This is a genomic window from Amycolatopsis sp. YIM 10, from assembly GCF_009429145.1.
Lineage (GTDB): Bacteria > Actinomycetota > Actinomycetes > Mycobacteriales > Pseudonocardiaceae > Amycolatopsis.
The window spans coordinates 6,128,987-6,148,051 of sequence record NZ_CP045480.1 but is presented as its reverse complement, the minus strand read 5'-3'; the positions used below and the strand labels follow the sequence as shown (position 1 = coordinate 6,148,051).

Here is a 19,065-nt window from a genome sequence, read left to right as displayed (position 1 = left end):
GCCTCCAACGGCCTCACCGCGCCGAACGGCGCGGCCCAGCGCCAGGTGATCCGGGCCGCGCTGGCCAACGCCGGGGTGTCCTCGGCCGACATCGACGCGGTCGAGGCGCACGGCACCGGTACCAGGCTGGGCGACCCGATCGAGGCCAGGGCCCTGCTGGCCACCTACGGCCGGGAGCGGACGCCGGACACGCCGTTGTGGATCGGATCGCTGAAGTCGAACATCGGCCACCCGCAGGCGGCGGCCGGCGTCGGCGGCGTGATCAAGATGGTCATGGCCATGCGCCACGGGGAGTTGCCGAGGACGCTGCACGCCCAGCGGCCGACCTCCCACGTGGACTGGTCGGCGGGAACGGTCCGGCTGCTCACCGACCCGCGGCGGTGGCCCGACCGGGACGGTCCCCGGCGCGCCGCGGTGTCGTCGTTCGGGATCAGCGGCACCAACGCCCACGTGATCCTGGAGCAGGCCCCCGATGATCCGGCCGCCCCGGTCGCGCCCACTTCCGTGCCGCGGGTGAGCACCGGTCCGTGGCCGTTCGTGGTGACCGGCCGGGGCGCCCGCGGGCTGCGCGGCCAGGCCGAGGAGCTGCGCTCCTTCGTCGAGCGCCGGCCGGAGCTGGAGCCGGCCGACATCGGACGGAGCCTGGTCACCACCCGCGCCGTGCTGGCCGACCGCGCGGTGGTCCTCGCCGAGGACAGGGCGGCCCTGCTGGCCGGACTGGCCGCGCTGGCCGGGGGCACGGACAGTGCCGCGGTACACGTCGATCGGGCGACCGAAGGCCGCCTGGCGATGGTCTTCACCGGCCAGGGTGCCCAGCGCGCCGGAATGGGGCGTGAGCTGGCGGCGCGGTACCCGGTGTTCGACGCGGCGCTGGACGAGGTCTGCGGAGTGGCCGACGAGCTGCTGGGCCGGTCGCTGCGGGAGCTGATGGGGGAGGGCGGCCCACCGCTGGACCGCACGGAATTCGCCCAGCCGGCGCTGTTCGCCTTCGAGGTCGCCCTGTTCCGGCTCGTCCGGTCGTGGGGCATCCGGCCCGAGTTCGTCGCCGGTCACTCGATCGGCGAGATCAGCGCCGCGCACGTGGCCGGTGTGCTGTCCCTCGCCGACGCCGCCCGCCTGGTCGTGGCGCGCGGCCGGTTGATGCAGGCGCTGCCGGCGGGCGGCGCCATGGTCGCGGTGAACGCCGCCCCGGAGGTGGTGGCGCCGCTGGTCGCGGAGGCGACCGGGGTGTCCGTGGCCGCGGTGAACAGCCCTGCTTCGGTCGTGGTGTCCGGGGAGGAGGAACCGGTGGCCGAGGTCGTGGCCCGGCTGGCCGCCGCCGGCCACCGGACCCGCCGGCTCACCACCAGCCACGCGTTCCACTCGCACCTGATGGACCCGATGCTCGAGGACTTCCGGGCCGTCGTCGCCGGACTCACCTTCGGCGCGCCCGACATCCCGGTGGTGTCCACCCTGACCGGTGCCCTGGCCGATGCGGCCACGCTCGGTGAGCCCGAGTACTGGGTTCGGCAGGTCCGCGAGCGGGTGCGCTTCGCCGACGGTGTGGCCACCCTGCACGAGCGAGGCGTCACCCGGTTCCTGGAGCTGGGACCGGACGCGGTGCTCTCGCCCATGATCTCCGAATGTCTGCCCGCCGATCGGCGGGTGACGGCGGTGGCCGCCTCCCGCCGTGACCGGCCCGAGGCCGCCGCCCTGCTCGCCGCGGCCGGTCGCGTCTTCGCCGCCGGTGGCGAGGTGGACTGGGCGGCGCTGTTCCCCGACGACAGCCCACGGGTCGACCTGCCGACGTATGCCTTCCAGCGGCATCGGCACTGGCTGCCGCGCGACGGCTTTGTCGCTCCTTCGGACCCGGCGGTGTCCGGCTCGGCCGCCGCGCCCGAGCCGGACACCGGCGCCCGGGCCACGGACGTGCTGGCCGTCGTGGACCAGCGTCGGGTCATGAGTGATCTGGTGCGGACTTCGACCGCCTTGGTGCTGGGCTACGACTCGCCGGCCGAGGTCGACGTCGAGCGCACCTTCCAGGATCTGGGCTTCAGTTCGCTCACGGCGGTGGAGCTGCGGGACCGGCTGAACGCGGCGCTCGATCTCGGGCTGCCCGGCACCCTGGCCTTCGACTACCCCACGCCCGCCGCCCTGGCCGCGTACCTGGTCGGACTGGTGACCAATACGGCCGTCGAGGAACGCGCGACCGTCGCCCACGCCACGTCGGCCGCCGACCCGATCGTCGTGGTCGGCATGGCCTGCCGCTACCCGGGTGGCGTCGGCTCGCCGGAACAGCTCTGGGAACTGGTGGACGGCGGGCGCGACGCGGTGTCGGGGCTGCCGACCGACCGAGGCTGGGACCTCGACACCCTGCTGCACCCGGATTCGACGCGGCAGGGCGCCACCCACGTGCGTGGCGGTGGCTTCCTCGACGACGTGGCGCTGTTCGACGCCGGGTTCTTCGGTATCTCGCCGCGTGAGGCGGCATCGATGGACCCGCAGCAGCGGCTGTTGCTGGAACTGACCTGGGAAGCGCTGGAGCGGGCCGGGATCGACCCGAAGTCGTTGCGGGGCAGCCAGACCGGCGTGTTCGCCGGCACCAGTGACCAGGACTACGCGGACCTGCTGCTCGGCAGCACCGAGCTGGCCGATGGCTATCTGCTCACCGGGACCTCCGCCGCGGTGCTCGCCGGGCGGGTCTCCTACCAGTTCGGTCTGGAAGGGCCCGCGCTGACGGTCGACACGGCTTGCTCGTCCTCGCTGGTGGCGATGCACCTGGCCGCGCAGGCGCTGCGGTCCGGCGAGTGCGCGCTGGCACTGGCCGGCGGGGCCACCGTCATGGCCACCCCGATCGACCTGCAGGAGTTCGACAAGCAAGGGCTCTCCGCCGACGGCCGGTGCAAGGCGTTCGGCGCGGGCGCCGACGGAACCGGTTTCGCCGAGGGGGCCGGCCTGCTGGTGCTGGAGCGGCTCTCCGACGCCCGCCGGAACGGCCACCCCGTGCTGGCCGTGCTCCGTGGTTCGGCGATCAACCAGGACGGTGCCTCCAACGGCCTCACCGCGCCCAGCGGCCCTTCCCAGCAGCGGGTGGTGCGACAGGCACTGGCCAACGCCGGCGTGCGCCCCGACGAGGTGGACGCCGTGGACGGGCACGGCACCGGCACGGTGCTCGGCGACCCGATCGAGATCAAGGCGCTGCAGGCGGTGTACGGCCGGGACCGGCGGGAGAGCGACCCACTCTGGCTGGGCTCGCTCAAGTCGAACATCGGCCACACCCAGGCAGCGGCCGGGGTCGGCAGCGTGATCAAGATGATCATGGCGATGCGGCGCGGTCTGCTGCCGAGGACCCTGCACGTGGACCGGCCGTCGGAGCACGTCGACTGGGAGAGCGGCGCGGTCCGGCTGCTCGGCGACGCCCGGCCGTGGCCGGCGACCGGGCGTCCCCGGCGGGCGGCGGTGTCGTCGTTCGGGGCGAGCGGGACCAACGCGCACGTCATCGTGGAGCAGGCTCCGGACCCGGACCCCGAGGACGAACCGGCGGACCGATCGCACGCCCCGCGGTTGCTGCCGCTGCCGCTCAGCGGCCGCGGCGAAGCCGCACTGCGCGGTCAGGCGGAGCGGTTGCGCGAGCACCTGCTGACGCTCGGGGCCACCGGGCCGGCGGAGCTGGCCGACGTGGCGTTCTCCCTGGCCGGCACCCGGTCCTCGCTGGATCACCGGGCCGTGGTGCTCGGCGCCGACCTCACCGAACTGCTGTCCGGACTGGATGACCTGGTGGCCGGTACCACCCCGGTCACCGGACCCGTCGGCTCCGGCAACACCGATCCGGTGTTCGTGTTCCCGGGGCAGGGCGGGCAGTACGCCGGGATGGCACTGCGGCTGTGGGACTCTTCGCCGGTCTTCGCCGCGTCCATGGCGGAGTGCGAGGCGGCGCTCGCGCCGTACGTGGACTGGCACGGCCTCACTCTGCGCGATCTCCTGGCCGGCACAGACGGCACAGACGGCACAGACGGCACCGCCATCCCGGAGCACGCCGAGCAGGTCCAGCCGATGCTGTTCGCGGTCATGGTCTCGCTCGCCCGGTTGTGGATCTCCCGCGGGGTGGTGCCCGCCGCGGTGATCGCGCACTCGGTGGGGGAGGTCGCGGCCGCGCACATCGCCGGCATCCTCACCCTCGCCGACGCGGCCCGGGTCCTGACCGCGCGGGCGCGCGTGTCCGGCCGGCTGAGCGGGCACGCCACGCTCTGGGTCGGGCTGCCGGTCGAGCAGGTCCGCGACCGGGTCGTACGGCTGACCGGCGTGCACGTCAGCGCGGTCAACGGGCCGCGATCGGTCGTGCTGACCGGCCCGGCCGACCGGGTGGCCGCGTTGCGGGCCGAGTACGAGGCCGCCGGTGTCCGCGCACGTCCCATCCCGATGGACTACCCGACGCACTCCCCGCACATGGCGGTGGTCGAAGACGAGCTACTCGCGCTGCTGACCGGCATCCGCCCGGCCACCGCCTCGGTGCCGTACTACTCCACGACGCTCGCCCGCCGGGTGGAGGGCACCGAACTGGACGGCCGGTACTGGTTGACCAATCTCGTGCGGCCGGTGCGGTTCCACGACACCGTCACCGAGCTGCTGGCCGACGAGTACCGCGTGCTGCTGGAGGTGGCCCCGCACCCGTTGCTGGCTCCCTCGATCGAGGAGACCGCCGAGGAGCGCGGCGTCGATGCGACCGTGCTGGCGACCCTACGCCGCGGCGAGAGCGACCCGGACATGTTCCTGCGATCGATGGCTGCCGCGTGGCGGGCCGGGCTCACCGTGGACTGGTCCGAGGCCTTCGCCGGCACGGGGCCGCGGCGGGTCGAACTGCCGACCTACGCCTTCCAACGGCAGCACTACTGGCCGACGGCGTCCGCGCCACGCGGCCTGGCCGCCAGCGGCCTCGAACAGGTCGATCACCCCCTGCTCGGGGCGAAGGTGGCGCTGGCGGGGGACGCCGGCTTCCTGTTCACCAGCCGGATCAGCCCGCGCGTTCACCCGTGGCTCGCCGACCACGCGCTCTTCGATCGGCCGCTGCTGCCCGGTACGGCGTTCCTCGAGCTGGCGATCCGCGCGGCTGATGAGGCAGGCCTCGGGCAGCTGGAGGAGTTGACCCTCGAAGCGCCGCTGATCCTGCCGAGCCGGCACGACGTGACGGTCCAAGTGCTCGTCGGCGCTCCCGATGGCGACGGCCGCCGCACTCTCGAGATCTACTCCCGGCCGGCGGAACCCGGCGAGGCCGCGGGCGCCTCGTGGACGCGGCACGCGCGGGCGAGCGCGGTGCCCGGCGACGATCCGGAGCCGTCGCCGGCCGGGCTGACAGGATCGACCTGGCCGCCGGCCGGGGCGACCGAACTCGACGTCGCCGGATCGTACGAGCGGCTCGGCGCGCTCGGTTACCACTACGGCCCCGCCTTCACCGGCCTGCGCCGGGCCTGGCGGCTGGGTGATCAGGTCTTCGCCGAGGCGGAGCTGCCCGAGGAACTCGCGGCCGACGCGGTGCGTTTCGGCCTGCACCCGGCCTTGCTGGACACCGGCCAGCACAGCCTCGCCGTGGACCAGCTCGACTCGCGGCGGGACGACCCGGCCGGCTCCGGCGTGCGGGCGCCCTTCCTGTGGTCGGGGGTGCGGCTGTTCGCCTCGGGTGCGGCGGCGCTGCGGCTCGTGTTCTCCCCGACGGGGCCGTCCTCGTGGTCGGTGGACGGATTCGACACCACCGGCCGGCCGGTGCTGAGGGTGGATTCTCTGGTCGCCCGCGAGGTTTCCGCCGAGCAACTGCGCGACGTCGACACGGCACACGGCGACGCGCTGTTCGAACTCGGCTGGGTGCGGTGCGGATCGGCCGATGCCGGTTCGGCGGCGAGCGCCGGAGGATCGATCGGCTGGGTGACGCCGTTCGACCTGGCCGCCCTCGGCTCGGCGGTGGACGGTGGCGAGCCGATGCCCGACCTGGTGGTGCTGCGAGTTCCCGATCTCCCGGCACCCGAGTCGGTGGTCGAATCGGTGCACACCGCGGTGAACGGCACGTTGCGGGTGCTGCGGGACTGGCTCACCGATGCCCGGTGGGAGTGGTCGCGGCTGGTCGTGGTGACGGGCGGCGGACTCGTGGGCGCGGCGGTAGGTGGTCTGGTGCGCTCCGCGCAGTCGGAGAACCCGGACCGGGTGGTGCTCGTCGAGCACGCGTCCGCCGATGCGGAGCCGGTCGCGGCGCGGTCGATGGAGGCGCTCGTCCGGGCCGTGATCGAGTCGGGTGAGCCGGAGGTGTCGGTTCGGGACGCACAGCTGTTCTCGCCCCGGCTGACCAGAGTCGCCGCGGCGCCGAGCGAGCAGGCCGAGCAGTTCTCGGGGTGGGGCACGGGAACCGTGCTGCTGACGGGGGCGTCCGGAGTGCTGGCCGGGTTGGTGGCCGAGCACCTCGTGGCCGAGTGCGGGGTGCGACGGCTGCTGCTGGTGTCGCGGCGGGGTCCGGCCGCTCCCGGTGCCGGTGAGCTGGTCGAGCGGCTGACCGCGGCGGGTGCCTCGGTGCGGATGGTCGCCTGCGACCTGGCCGTTCGCCACGAGGTGCTGGACCTCGTCGACTCGGTGCCGCCGGAGTTCCCGCTCAGCGCCGTGGTGCACTGCGCGGGGGTGCTCGACGACGGGACCGTGGGTTCACTGACCCCCGACCGGGTGGACGCGGTGCTGCGGCCCAAAGTGGACGGTGCCTGGCATCTGCACGAGGCCACCAGGGACGCCGAGCTGTCCGCGTTCGTGCTGTTCTCCTCGGCCGCGTCGGCGTTCGGTGCCGCCGGGCAGGCGAACTACGCGGCGGCCAACGCGTTCTGCGACGAGCTGGCCGATCACCGGCGGAGGCTGGGCCTGCCGGCGGTGTCGATCGCCTGGGGGTGGTGGGCCGAGGCCAGCGGGATGGGCAGCCACCTCTCGGCCCAGGACCGGGCCAGGATGGCCCGCACCGGCATTCGCCCGCTGGACAACGACTTCGGCCTCGCCCTGTTCGACGCGGCCGCCCGCCGGCAGGGCCGGATCGTCGCCGCTCCGTTCGACCTCGCCGGCCTGTCCACCGCGGCCACGGTCCCGCTACTGCTGCGCGGATTGGTGCGCGTTCCGGCGCGGCGGGTCGTCGATCCCCACCTGGCCGGTGGAGCCGGCTCTCGCGAGGGCCTGGCGGCACTGGAACCGGCCGAGCGCGACCGGGTCGTCGCCGAGCTGGTGCACACCCATGCCGCGGCCGTGCTCGGGCACTCCTCGAGCCACGCCATCGACGACCGGCAGCCCTTCACCGCACTGGGGTTCGACTCACTGACCGCGGTGGAGCTGCGCAACCGGCTCACCGGCGTGACCGGGCTGCGGTTGCCCGCCACGCTGATCTTCGACTACCCCACCCCGGCCGCCCTGATCGAGTTCGTGCGGGGCGAGCTCGGCGGCGAGGCCGCCGCCCAGGCCCGGCCCGCCACCAACGCGACCGTGACCGCGGTCGGCGACGACCCGATCGCGATCGTGGGCATGGCCTGCCGCTTCCCGGGTGGGGTGAGTTCGCCCGACGAGCTGTGGGACGTCGTCGCGCAGGGGCGGGATGTGATCGGCGCCTTCCCCACCGGCCGCGGCTGGAACCTGGACGAGCTCTACCACCCGGATCCCGACCACTTCGGGACCACCTACACCCGTGAGGGTGGCTTCCTCCACGACGCCGACCAGTTCGACCCCGAGTTCTTCGGCATCTCGCCGCGAGAGGCGATCACGATCGACCCGCAGCAGCGGCTCTTGCTGGAAACGGCCTGGGAGTCGCTGGAGCACGCGGGCATCGATCCCACCTCGCTGCGGGGCGGACCGACCGGTGTGTTCGTCGGGCTGATGTACCACGACTACAACTCGCGGCTGCACACCAAGCCCGAGGAATTCGAGGGCTACCTCGGCAACGGCAGCGCCGGAAGCATCGCGTCGGGCCGGGTGGCCTACGAGTTCGGCTTCGAGGGTCCCGCCGTGACGGTGGACACCGCGTGCTCGTCGTCGCTGGTCTGCCTGCACCTCGCGGCGCAGGCGCTGCGGTCGGGCGAGTGCTCGCTCGCGCTGGCCGGCGGCGTGACGGTGATGGCGTCGCCCGAGTTGTACGTCGAGTACAGCCGCCTGCGCGCGAACGCCGCGGATGGCCGGTGCCGGGCGTACGGCGCGGACGCGGACGGCACCGGCTGGTCGGAAGGCGCGGGCCTGGTGGTGCTGGAGCGGCTGTCCGACGCGCGGCGCAACGGGCACCAGGTGCTGGCGCTGGTGGCCGGCTCGGCGCTGAACCAGGACGGCGCGTCGAACGGGCTGACCGCGCCCAACGGTCCATCCCAGCAGCGCGTGATCCGCCAGGCACTGGCCAACGCCGGGTTGTCCGCCGCCGATGTGGACGTGGTCGAGGGACACGGCACGGGGACCCGGCTGGGCGATCCGATCGAGGCCCAGGCGCTGCTGGCCACCTACGGCGGCGAGCACACCGAGGACGCACCGCTTTGGCTGGGCTCGATCAAGTCGAACATCGGCCACACCCAGGCGGCGGCGGGTATCGCCGGCACGATCAAGATGGTCCTGGCGATGCGGCACGGGATCATGCCCAGGACCCTGTACGCGGAGACCCCGTCGCCGCGGGTGGACTGGTCGTCGGGCGCGGTCGCGCTGCTCGACCAGGCCCGGGAATGGCCGGATCGTGGCCGGCCCCGCCGGGTGGGGGTGTCCTCCTTCGGCGTCAGCGGGACCAACGCGCACGTCATCCTGGAACAGCCCCCGGCCGAGCCGGTCGCCGACAACCCGCCTCCCGCGGTGCCCCTGCCTGCCTGGCCGCTCGTGCTGTCGGCCCGGGGACCGGCCGCCCTGCGGGGTCAGGCCGATCGGCTGGGCTCCCACCTGCGCGACCGGCCCGAGGTGGCGTTGGCGGATGTGGCCCACTCCCTGGTGACCGGCCGCGCCCGCCACGATCACCGGGTGGTCCTGCTCGCCCGCGACCGCGAGCAGGCCGTGGAGCGGTTGGCGGAGTTCGCGCACGGGGGCGAGGGAGCCGGGGTGGCCCGGCGGGGCTCGCTGGCGATGGTGTTCACCGGTCAGGGCGCGCAACACCCCGGCATGGGCGCGCAACTGCACCGGCGGTTCGCGGTCTTCGCGGCCGCGTTCGACGAGGTGTGCGAGCAGCTGGATCCCGCGGTCCGGGAGGCCGTACTCGGCGACGGGGAGAACCGGCTCGACGCCACGGAGATCGCCCAGCCCGCGCTGTTCGCGGTCGAGGTCGCGTTGTTCCGGCTGTTCGAGTCCTGGGGTGTCCGGCCGGACCTCCTCACCGGTCATTCGGTGGGCGAGATCGCGGCCGCGCACGTCGCCGGCGTGCTGTCACTGCCGGACGCGTGCCGGCTGGTGTCCGAGCGGGGCCGGCTGATGGCGCGGCTCGACCCGGGCGGCGTGATGGTCTCGGTGACCGCCGGCGAGCAGGTGGTCGCCCCGCTGGTCGCCGAGTACGCCGATGCGGTGTCGATCGCGGCGGTCAACACCCCCGGTTCGGTGGTGCTCTCCGGACTCGAGTCGGCCGTCACCGAGATCGTGCGGCGCCTGACCGAGGCCGGGCACCGGACCAAACAGCTCGCCGTCAGCCACGCGTTCCATTCACCGCTGATGGACCCGATGCTCGGCGAATTCCGCGCCCTGGTCCGTGGCCTGGCGTTCCAGCCGCCCCGCATTCCGATGGTGGACGGCGACGAGGTGACGGACCCGGAGTACTGGGTGCGGCACGTGCGGGACACGGTGCGGTTCGCCGACAGGGTGGCCGAACTGCACGGCGCCGGCGTGACCCGGTTCCTCGAGATCGGTCCCGACGCGCCCTTGACCGGTGCGATCCGCCAGTGTCTCGACGAGCCGGACATCATCGCGGTCCCCAGTCTGCGTCGAGACCACGACGAAGCCGACACGGCGCTCACCGGACTCGGCACACTGTTCGCCGCTGGTGTGGAGGTCGACTGGTCGGCCCTGTTCGACGGCACCGGAGCGCGGCACACCCCACTTCCCACGTACGCGTTCCAGCACCAGCGGTACTGGCTCGACGCCCCCGAGCCGCCTGCCGATCTCGCCGCGGCCGGCCTCGATCCGCTCGACCACCCGCTGCTGCTGGCCGGGGTGGCGGTGGCCGGCGGGGAAGCCGTGCTGCTGACCGGCAGGCTGGCGCCGCGGACCCAGCCGTGGCTGCGGGAGCACGTGCTGTTCGAGCAGGCCCTGCTGCCCGGCACCGCTTTCGTGGACCTGGCGCTGCGGGCCGCCGAGCAGGTCGGCTGCGACCTGCTGGACGAGCTGACGATCGAGTCCCCGCTGCTGATCGCCGCGGCGGGCGCGGTCGCGCTGCAGATCCTGGTGGAAGCCCCCGATGAGGAGGGCCGCCGGAAGCTGACGATCTCCGCCCGCCCGGACGGTGACGCCGACACCCCGTGGACACGGCACGCCACCGGAACGGTGTCCACCGCCCAGAGCGTGCCGGACCCCGATCCGCTCACCGAATGGCCGCCACCGGGAGCCGAGGTCGTCGACGTCGCCGGTGCGTACGACCTGTTCGCCGGGGCCGGCCACGACTACGGGCCGACGTTCCAGGGGCTGGTGGCCTGCTGGCGGCGCGATTCGGAGCTCTACGCCGAGGTGGAGCTGCCGAGCGGCGGGACCGACATCGAGCGCTTCGGCGTGCACCCGGCGTTGCTGGACGCCGGTCTGCACGGCGGCGTGCTGCGGGCCCTCACCTCCGAAACTCCCCAGGGCCTGGTGCCGTTCTCCTGGGCGGGAGCGCGGCTGTTCGCCTCGGGCGCGACCGCGCTGCGCGTGCGGGTCCGGCCGGGCCGGACCGACACGGTCGCCCTGGACGCCTTCGACGACACCGGCGCCCCGGTCTTCAGTGTGGCGGCGCTGTCCTCGCGCTCGGTGTCCGCCGACCGGCTCCGCGCCGCCGCCGCTTCCCGCGACGACTCGCTGTTCGAGATCAGCTGGACCGAGTGCGGCCGGTTCGACGACACCGCGCCCCGCTCCGAGGTCACCGTGCTGGACGGCCCGCTGAAGCTCGCCGAGCTGGTGTCCGGGCGGGACGAGGGAGCCGAGGTTCCGCCCCTCGTGGCGATGTCGGTACCGGGGGAGGGGCTCGCCGTCACCGCCGACGTCCACGCGGCAGTGAACGGCGTGCTGCGCTCGGTGCAGCTGTGGCTGGCCGATCCCGCCTGGGCGTCCTCGCGGCTGGCGGTCGTGACGACCGACAGTTTGATTGGTGCGGCGGTGCGGGGCCTGCTGCGCTCGGCACAGTCGGAGAACCCCGACCGCATCGTCCTCGTTCTCGTCGAGGGTGGCGCCGACACGATCACCACCGCGGCGCTGCACGCGGCCGTGGAGTCGGGTGAGCCGGAGGTTTCGGTGCGCGACGGCGCGCTCCGGGCCCCGCGGCTGGCCCGCCTGGGAACCACCGACACCGCGCAGGCCACGTCGTGGTCGGCCGGAACCGTACTGATCACCGGTGCCTCAGGTGTGCTCGCCGGGCACGTGGCCCGATACCTCGTCACCGAGCACGACGCGCGACACCTGGTGCTGACCTCCCGGCAGGGCCCCGACTCGCCCCGGGCCGTCCGGCTCGCCGCCGAACTGGCCGAACTCGGCGCGGCGGTACGCGTCCTGGCCTGCGATGTCGCTGACCGCGAGCAGGTCGCGGCCGTGGTGCGTTCGGTGGAGCCCGAGTGCCCGCTCACCGCGGTGGTGCACTGCGCCGGCGTGCTGGACGACGGCGTGTTCGGCGCACTGACCAGCGACCGGGTCGACGCGGTACTGGCACCCAAGGTCGACGGTGCGTGGCATCTGCACGAACTGACCCGGGAGCTGGACCTCTCCGCGTTCGTGCTGTTCTCCTCCTCCGCCGCGCCCTTCGGTGCACCGGGCCAGGCCAACTACGCCGCCGCCAACGCCTTCCTCGACGCGCTGGCCGTCGAGCGGCACCGCCACGGCCTCCCCGCGGTCTCGATCAGCTGGGGCTGGTGGGGCGAGGACAGCGGGATGACCGAGAACCTCAGCCAGACCGACCTGGCTCGCATGGGGCGGGGCGGGATGTTGCCGATGGCGACCGCACAGGGCCTTGAACTGCTCGCCGCGGCGGCCGACCTGGCCCGCCCGAACGTGCTGGCCGCCCGCCTCGATCTGGCCGCCGCGCGGTCGTCCGGCACGGTCCCCGCCCTGCTGCGTGGCCTGGTGCGGCGTCCGGCCCGGCGCGCGGCACGATCGTCGGACGCGGGACTTCAGCCGGCGCGACTGGCCGGATCCTCGGCCGCCGAACAGGTCAAGGCCATCGGCGAACTGGTGCGCGAGCAGGTCGCCGCCGTGCTCGGCTACCCGAGCGGCGCTTCGGTCGACATGACCCGCGCCTTCCACGAGGTCGGGTTCGACTCGCTCACCGCGGTCGAACTGCGCAACCGGCTCAACACGGCCACCGGGCTGCGGCTGCCCGCCACGCTGGTGTTCGACCACCCCACCCCGGAGGCGCTGGCCGCGTTCGTCCGAGCCGAGTTGGTGGGCGACGGCAATAACACCGTCGAGGCCACGGCGGCCGGGCGCGTCACCGCGACCGGCGACGATCCGATCGTGATCGTCGGCATGGCCTGCCGGTACCCGGGCGGGGTGGATTCGCCGGACGAACTGTGGCGGCTGGTGGTCGAGGGCCGCGACGCGATCACCGGCTTCCCCCTCGACCGCGGCTGGGACGCGGCCCGCCTCTACGACCCGGATCCCGAACACCCCGGCACGACGTACGCCCGGGGCGGCGGGTTCCTCGACCACCTGGCCGAGTTCGACTCCGATTTCTTCGGCATCTCGCCGCGCGAGGCCATCGCCATCGACCCGCAACAGCGGTTGTTGCTGGAGACGGCCTGGGAATCGTTCGAGAACGCCGGCATCGTGCCCGCCACACTGCGCGGCGGCCCGGTCGGGGTGTTCGTGGGCGCGAACGGGAGCGACTACCCGGCCCTGCTGGCCAGTGACTCCCGTGACTTCGGCGGCCGGGTGCTGACCGGCAACGCGGCCAGCATCATCTCCGGGCGGTTGTCCTACGAGTTCGGCTTCGAGGGACCGTCCGTCTCCATCGACACGGCGTGCTCGTCCTCGCTCGTGGCCATGCACCTGGCGGCACAGGCGCTGCGCTCGGGCGAGTGCTCGCTGGCGCTGGCCGGCGGTGTCGCCACGATGGCCACGCCCGGCATGTTCGTGGAGATGGCGCGGCAGCGGGGCCTGTCCCCGGACGGCCGGTGCCGGGCCTTCGGCGCCGGGGCGGACGGCACCGGCTGGGCCGAGGGCGTGGGCCTGCTGGTGCTGGAACGACTCTCCGACGCCCGCCGCAACCACCATCGCGTGCTGGCTGTCCTGGCCGGCTCGGCGGTCAACCAGGACGGCGCTTCGAACGGCCTCACCGCGCCCAGCGGCCCGTCGCAGCAACGGGTCATCCGCCGCGCGCTGGCCAGCGCCGGGCTGTCGGCGAGCGAGGTCGACGCGGTGGAGGGACACGGCACCGGGACCCGGCTCGGCGATCCCATCGAGGCGCAGGCCCTCCTGGCCACCTACGGACGCGAACGCGAGTCGGGCACGCCAGGCAATCCACTGTGGCTGGGTTCGATCAAATCGAACATCGGGCATTCGCAGGCCGCCGCCGGTGCCGCCGGAGCGATCAAGATGATCATGGCGATGCGGCACGGTCTGCTGCCCCGGACCCTGCACGCCGAGACCCCGTCACCAGAGGTCGACTGGTCCTCCGGCGGGGTGGCGCTGCTGGACCGGGCCCGCGACTGGCCCGAGCAGGGCCGTCCGCGCCGGGCGGGCGTGTCCGCGTTCAGCCTCAGCGGAACCAACGCGCACATCATCCTGGAACAAGCGCCCGACGATCTCCCTACGGCGCCGGGCCGGGACGGGGGCTGGGCGACCAGGCCGGTGCAGCCGCTGGTGTTGTCGGCCCGAGGACCGGCGGCCCTGCGCGCCCAGGCGGCGCGCCTGCACGCCCACGTGACCGACCGGCCCGAACTGACGGTGGCCGACGTCGCGCGCTCGCTGGTGACCGACCGCGGTGTTCACGAGCACCGGGCGGTGGTGCTCGCCGCCGACCGAGAGCAACTACGCGAGCGGCTCGCGGCGTTCGCCGAGGACACCCCCGCACCTGGCATGAACGCCACCGATGCCACCGGCAGCGGAGGCCTGGCCGTCGTGTTCACCGGTCAGGGGGCACAACGAGCTGGGATGGGCCGCGAACTCCACCGCCACTTCCCGGTCTTCGCCGCCGCGTTCGACGACGTGTGCGCGGCGCTGGACCCCGCGCTACGGGACATGATCCTCGATGCGGACGACGCCCGGTTGAACACCACGGAGTTCGCCCAGCCCGCACTGTTCGCGATCGAAGTGGCCCTGTTCCGCCTGTTCGAGTCCTGGGGCGTCCGGCCCGACTTCGTCACCGGCCATTCCGTCGGTGAGATCACCGCCGCCCACGTGGCGGGCGTGCTGTCGCTGGCGGACGCCTGCGTGCTGGTGACCACGCGGGCGCGGCTCATGCAGGCGCTCGCACCGGGCGGGATGATGATGTCCGTCACCACCGGTGAGGACGTCGTGGCCGCACTGCTCGAGCAGTGGGCGGGGTCCGTCTCGATCGCCGCGGTCAACACCCCGGAGTCGGTGGTCATCTCCGGCACCGAGCCGGCCGTCACCGAGGTCGGGCAACGCCTCGCCGACGCCGGGTATCGCACGAAGCGGCTGGCCGTCAGCCACGCGTTCCACTCCCCGCTCATGGACCCCATGCTCGGGGAGTTCCGGGCCGCGCTCGACGAACTGGACTTCCGGCCGCCGCTGATACCGATGACCGGCAGCGCGGTGGCCACCCCCGAGTACTGGGTCCGGCACGTCCGGGACGCGGTGCGGTTCGCCGACATGGTCGCCGGGCTCCAGGACCGCGGGGTGACCCGCTTCCTGGAGCTGGGACCGGACGCGATCCTCACCGGCCTGGTCCGCGAATGCGTGAGTGGTGGGGAAGTCGTCGCCGTGCCGAGCCTCCGGCGAGGCCGTCCCGAGACCGAATCCGTGCTCGACGGACTGGGCGCCCTGTTCGCCGCCGGGGTCGAGGTCGACTGGCCTGCCCTGTTCCCCGCGGCCGGCGCGGGACGGATCCCGCTGCCGACCTACGCGTTCCAGCGCCGGCGCTACTGGCCGGACACGCCGGCTACGACGACAGCCGACCCGGACGCGGTGGACAGCCGGTTCTGGGGATTGGTGGAACAGGGCGACCTCGACGCGCTGAGCGTCGAACTGTCCACTGAGGAACGGGACGGCCTCGGCGCCGTGCTGCCCGCACTGGCTCGGTGGCGCCTCGGCCGGCGTGAGAAGACGATGGTGGACAGCTGGCGGTACCGATTGAGCTGGCGGTCCGTGCCGACCCGCCCCGACGGCACGCTCACCGGCACCTGGTTGCTGGTGGTGCCCGCCGGCCACCGCGGCGATGTCTGGGCCGCGCCGATCGAAGCGGCGATGACCGCCGCCGGGGCCAAGGTCCGGGTCCTGGAGGTCGGCGAGCTGGATCGGGCCGCGCTGGCGACCCGGCTCGACGAGCCGCCGCTCGCCGGAGTGGTCTCGTTGCTGGCGGTGGAGCAGTCCCGCGTCCCGGGACACCCGGGCGTGCCCGTCGGTCTGGCCACCACGGTGAGCCTGGTCCAGGCGCTGGAGGACCGCGAGATCGACGCGCCCCTGTGGTGTCTCACCCAGGGCGCGGTGAGCGCCGTCCCCGGCGACGATCTCGACCACCCCGGCCAGGCCCTGCTCTGGGGTCTCGGACGAACCCTCGCACTGGAACGCCCCGACCGCTGGGGCGGGCTGGTCGACCTGCCGGTCACCCCCGACGACGCCTCGGCGGCCGGGCTGATCCGCCTGCTGGGTGATGGCGGCACCGGCGAGCAGGCGGCGCTGAGGGACGGCGCCGTGCTGGGCGGCAGGCTGGTCCGCGCCGACCCGGGCGAGCCGCCGCGTCGGAACTGGCGACCGTCGGGCAGCGTGCTGGTCACCGGCGGCCTCACCGGCCTCGGCGCCCGCACCGCGCGCTGGCTGGCCGAGCAGGGCACACCCCACCTCGTGCTCACTTCCCGCCGGGGCCGTGAAGCGCCGGGCGCCATCGAACTCGAAGCCGAGCTGACCGCACTGGGGTCCGCGGTGACCATCGCCGCCTGCGACGTCGCCGATCGGGGCGAGGTGCGGGCCCTGCTCGCGGATCTTCCCCACGACCTGCCGTTGACGGCCGTGTTCCACAGTGCGGGGGTGGCCAACGACGGCGTCATCACCGAGCTGACCCTCGACCGGCTGGACTACGTCCTTCGGCCCAAAGTGGACGGAGCGTGGAACCTCCACGAGCTGACTCAGGACCTGGACCTCTCGGCCTTCGTGTTGTTCTCCTCGGCCGCCGGCCTCATCGGCTCGCCCGGCCAGTCGCACTACGCGGCGGGGAACGCCTTCCTCAACGCACTGGCCCACCACCGGCGGGCACGCGGTCTGCCTGCCACGACGATCGGCTGGGGCCTGCTGGCCGGCGGGGGCATGGCCGACGACACCGGCGCGACCGACCGGGCGGGCCGCCGGGGTCTGCACCCGATGGATCCCGGGCAGTCGCTGGCGGGACTGCGGCGGGCACTGGACCACGACGAGACCTACATCGCCATGACGCACGTCGACTGGACCCGGTTCATCAAGGCGACCGCGGGCACCGTCAAGTGCGCGGTGATCAGTGACCTGCCCGAGTACCGGGCGGCATTCCCGGTCGGCGCCGCGGCGGATCGGCTCGCCGGGTCGAACGGCGGGTCCGGGTCCTGGGCACGGCTGGGCGCTCTGGACGGGGACGAACGTGACGCCGCGCTGCTGGAGTTGGTGGGGACGCAGGTGGCCGAGGCGCTCGGGCACAGCTCGGCCGAGGCACTGTCGCCGACCAAGGCGTTCGTCGAACTGGGTTTCGACTCCCTCTCCGCGGTCGAGCTGCGCAACCGGCTCGTCGCGGCGACCGGGCTGACGCTGCCGGCGACGCTCACCTATGACCACCCGACCTCGCTGGCGCTGCGTGACTACCTGCGGACGGCGATGTTCGGCGCGGAGGCCGACCAGGCCGAGTCCGCTTTGGCCGAACTGGACCGGCTGGAGGAGGTGCTCTCGGCGGTGACGGCGGACGACCGCATCGACGAGGCGGCCAGGAGCCAGGTGCTGCTGCGAGTCCAGAAGCTGGCCTCCGCGTTCGCCGATCAAGGCGGCCATTCCGAGCAGAGCCGGCTCATCGCGGACGCCGACGACAACGAACTGTTCGATTTCATCAATCGAGAACTGGGCGGTCGACAATTGAGGGCAAAGGACACTCCCCATGACTGAAACCACCGGGGCCCACACCTCCGGCACCGGGACATCCGCCGAAGCCGACCTGTTGAGCTGGGATTTCATCCAGGACCCGTACCTGACCTACCGTGAAATGCGCGCCGGAACGGGTCCACGGCGGCTCGTCATCAAGACGTTGAGCACCGGCCTGCACGCGTGGCTGGTCACCGAGTACGGCGATGTGCGCCGGCTACTGGCCGATCCCAGGCTCTCGAAAGCGGCCGGGGGTGCCGCACCGATCATCGCCAAGCACAGTACGGAGGACGTCTCGGGCGAGTCGATCACCTCGGAGAGCATGCTGTTCAGCGATCCGCCGCGGCACTCGCGGTTGCGCCGGATGTTCGGCAGGGCGTTCACCGTGCGCCGGACAGAGAATCTGCGCCCGCGGATCGAGGAAATCACCGATCAGCTGCTGGACCCGGTCATCCCCGGAGCCGAGATCGACCTGGTGGAGTCGGTGGCGATGGCCATTCCCATCGCGGTGATCGGCGAACTGCTCGGCGTACCCCGTGCCGCCCACCACGATCTTCGCCGGTGGAATCGCACGCTGACCAGTGTCGATTCGGAGCCGTCGGAGAAGTATCGGGCCTACATGGCGTCGCTCGAGTACTTCCGGAACCTGATTGCCGAGAAGGTGAGAAGGCACGACACCGCGGACGACTTGATCAACGCGATGATCAATCCGGACGGCAATCCGGATAACGAGGAGCGATTCGACGAGTCCGAGCTGCTTTCCACCATCTTCCTGATGATGAACGCGGGGTACGAGACCACCGCGAACCTGATCAGCAGTTCGGTGTACGCGCTGCTGAAGCATCCGGAACAGCTGGAGCTGTTGCGCGGGGACGCCACCCTGATACCGAACGCGGTGGAAGAGTTCCTGCGCTATGAAAGTCCGTTGAACCTTTCCACCTTGCGCTACACCACCGAACCGGTGGAGATCGGCGATACCGTCGTCCCGGCCGGCGAAGTGGTATTCCTGGCGCTGTGCTCGGCGAACCGGGATCCGGAGCGGTTCGCGGAACCGGACCGGCTGGACATACGCCGTAGTGCCGCCGCGCACCTGGCCTTCGGTCACGGTATCCATCATTGTGTCGGCGCGCCGCTGGCACGGCTGGAGGGCGAGATCGTGCTGGCCCGGCTGCTGGACAGGTTCCCGCGCTGGGAAGCGGCCGAGCCGCTGGATCGGCTGAGCTGGCGTTACACGTTGCAGTTCCGTGGCTTGGAGCGGCTGCCGGTGAGATTGCACGCATGACCCATGAACACCGTCCACGACGACAATGGAGCGGAGCCATGTCAGCAGAAGTGATCGACCGGTTCTTCAAGAGCTCGGGTGCCGGTGACATCGAGACCGCCGTCGAATGTTTCGCCGATGACGGGCAGTGGATCACCCCCGAGGGAGACGGACTCGGCACGGTCCACACGAAGGACCAGATCGGCGATCTGATCAACAGCTTGAACGCGATGCGGGAAAAAATGGTCGCCTCCGGCGTCGACGGGAAGTTCGAACCGCCGACCATGCTCGGCGAGAACCTGGGGCTGGTTCGGTGGACCGTGGAGACCGATGACGGAAAGGTGGTCAACCGTGGTGTCGACGTCTTTGTCCTGAGGGACGGCAAAATCGTGCTCAAAGACGTCTATCGCAAGCTCTGA

The 19,065-nt window shown here is 72.7% G+C and carries 3 protein-coding genes (1 of these 3 running past the window's edge); all 3 read left to right on the top strand.

What is annotated here, in order from left to right:
• Tightly spaced (each overlapping or abutting the next), the 3 genes in view from YIM_RS29135 to YIM_RS29125 form a layout consistent with a single transcriptional unit that may run on beyond the window.
• Window positions 1–17,409, top strand: the 3' portion of a protein-coding gene (locus tag YIM_RS29135) for a type I polyketide synthase (RefSeq protein WP_153033372.1). The gene continues 912 nt to the left of window position 1, outside the view; the window shows 17,409 of its 18,321 coding nt (coding positions 913–18,321); the start codon falls outside the window, past its left edge; the stop codon is at window positions 17,407–17,409.
• Window positions 17,402–18,667: a cytochrome P450 gene (locus YIM_RS29130; RefSeq protein WP_153033371.1), complete on the top strand. Its 1,266-nt coding sequence runs from the start codon at window positions 17,402–17,404 to the stop codon at window positions 18,665–18,667. Before YIM_RS29135 ends, YIM_RS29130 begins: the two co-directional genes overlap by 8 nt.
• The gene (locus YIM_RS29125) at window positions 18,664–19,065 is read left to right on the top strand and encodes a nuclear transport factor 2 family protein (RefSeq protein WP_228004078.1); all 402 of its coding nucleotides are present in this window, start codon (window positions 18,664–18,666) and stop codon (window positions 19,063–19,065) included. The genes YIM_RS29130 and YIM_RS29125 overlap by 4 nt, the downstream gene beginning before the upstream one ends.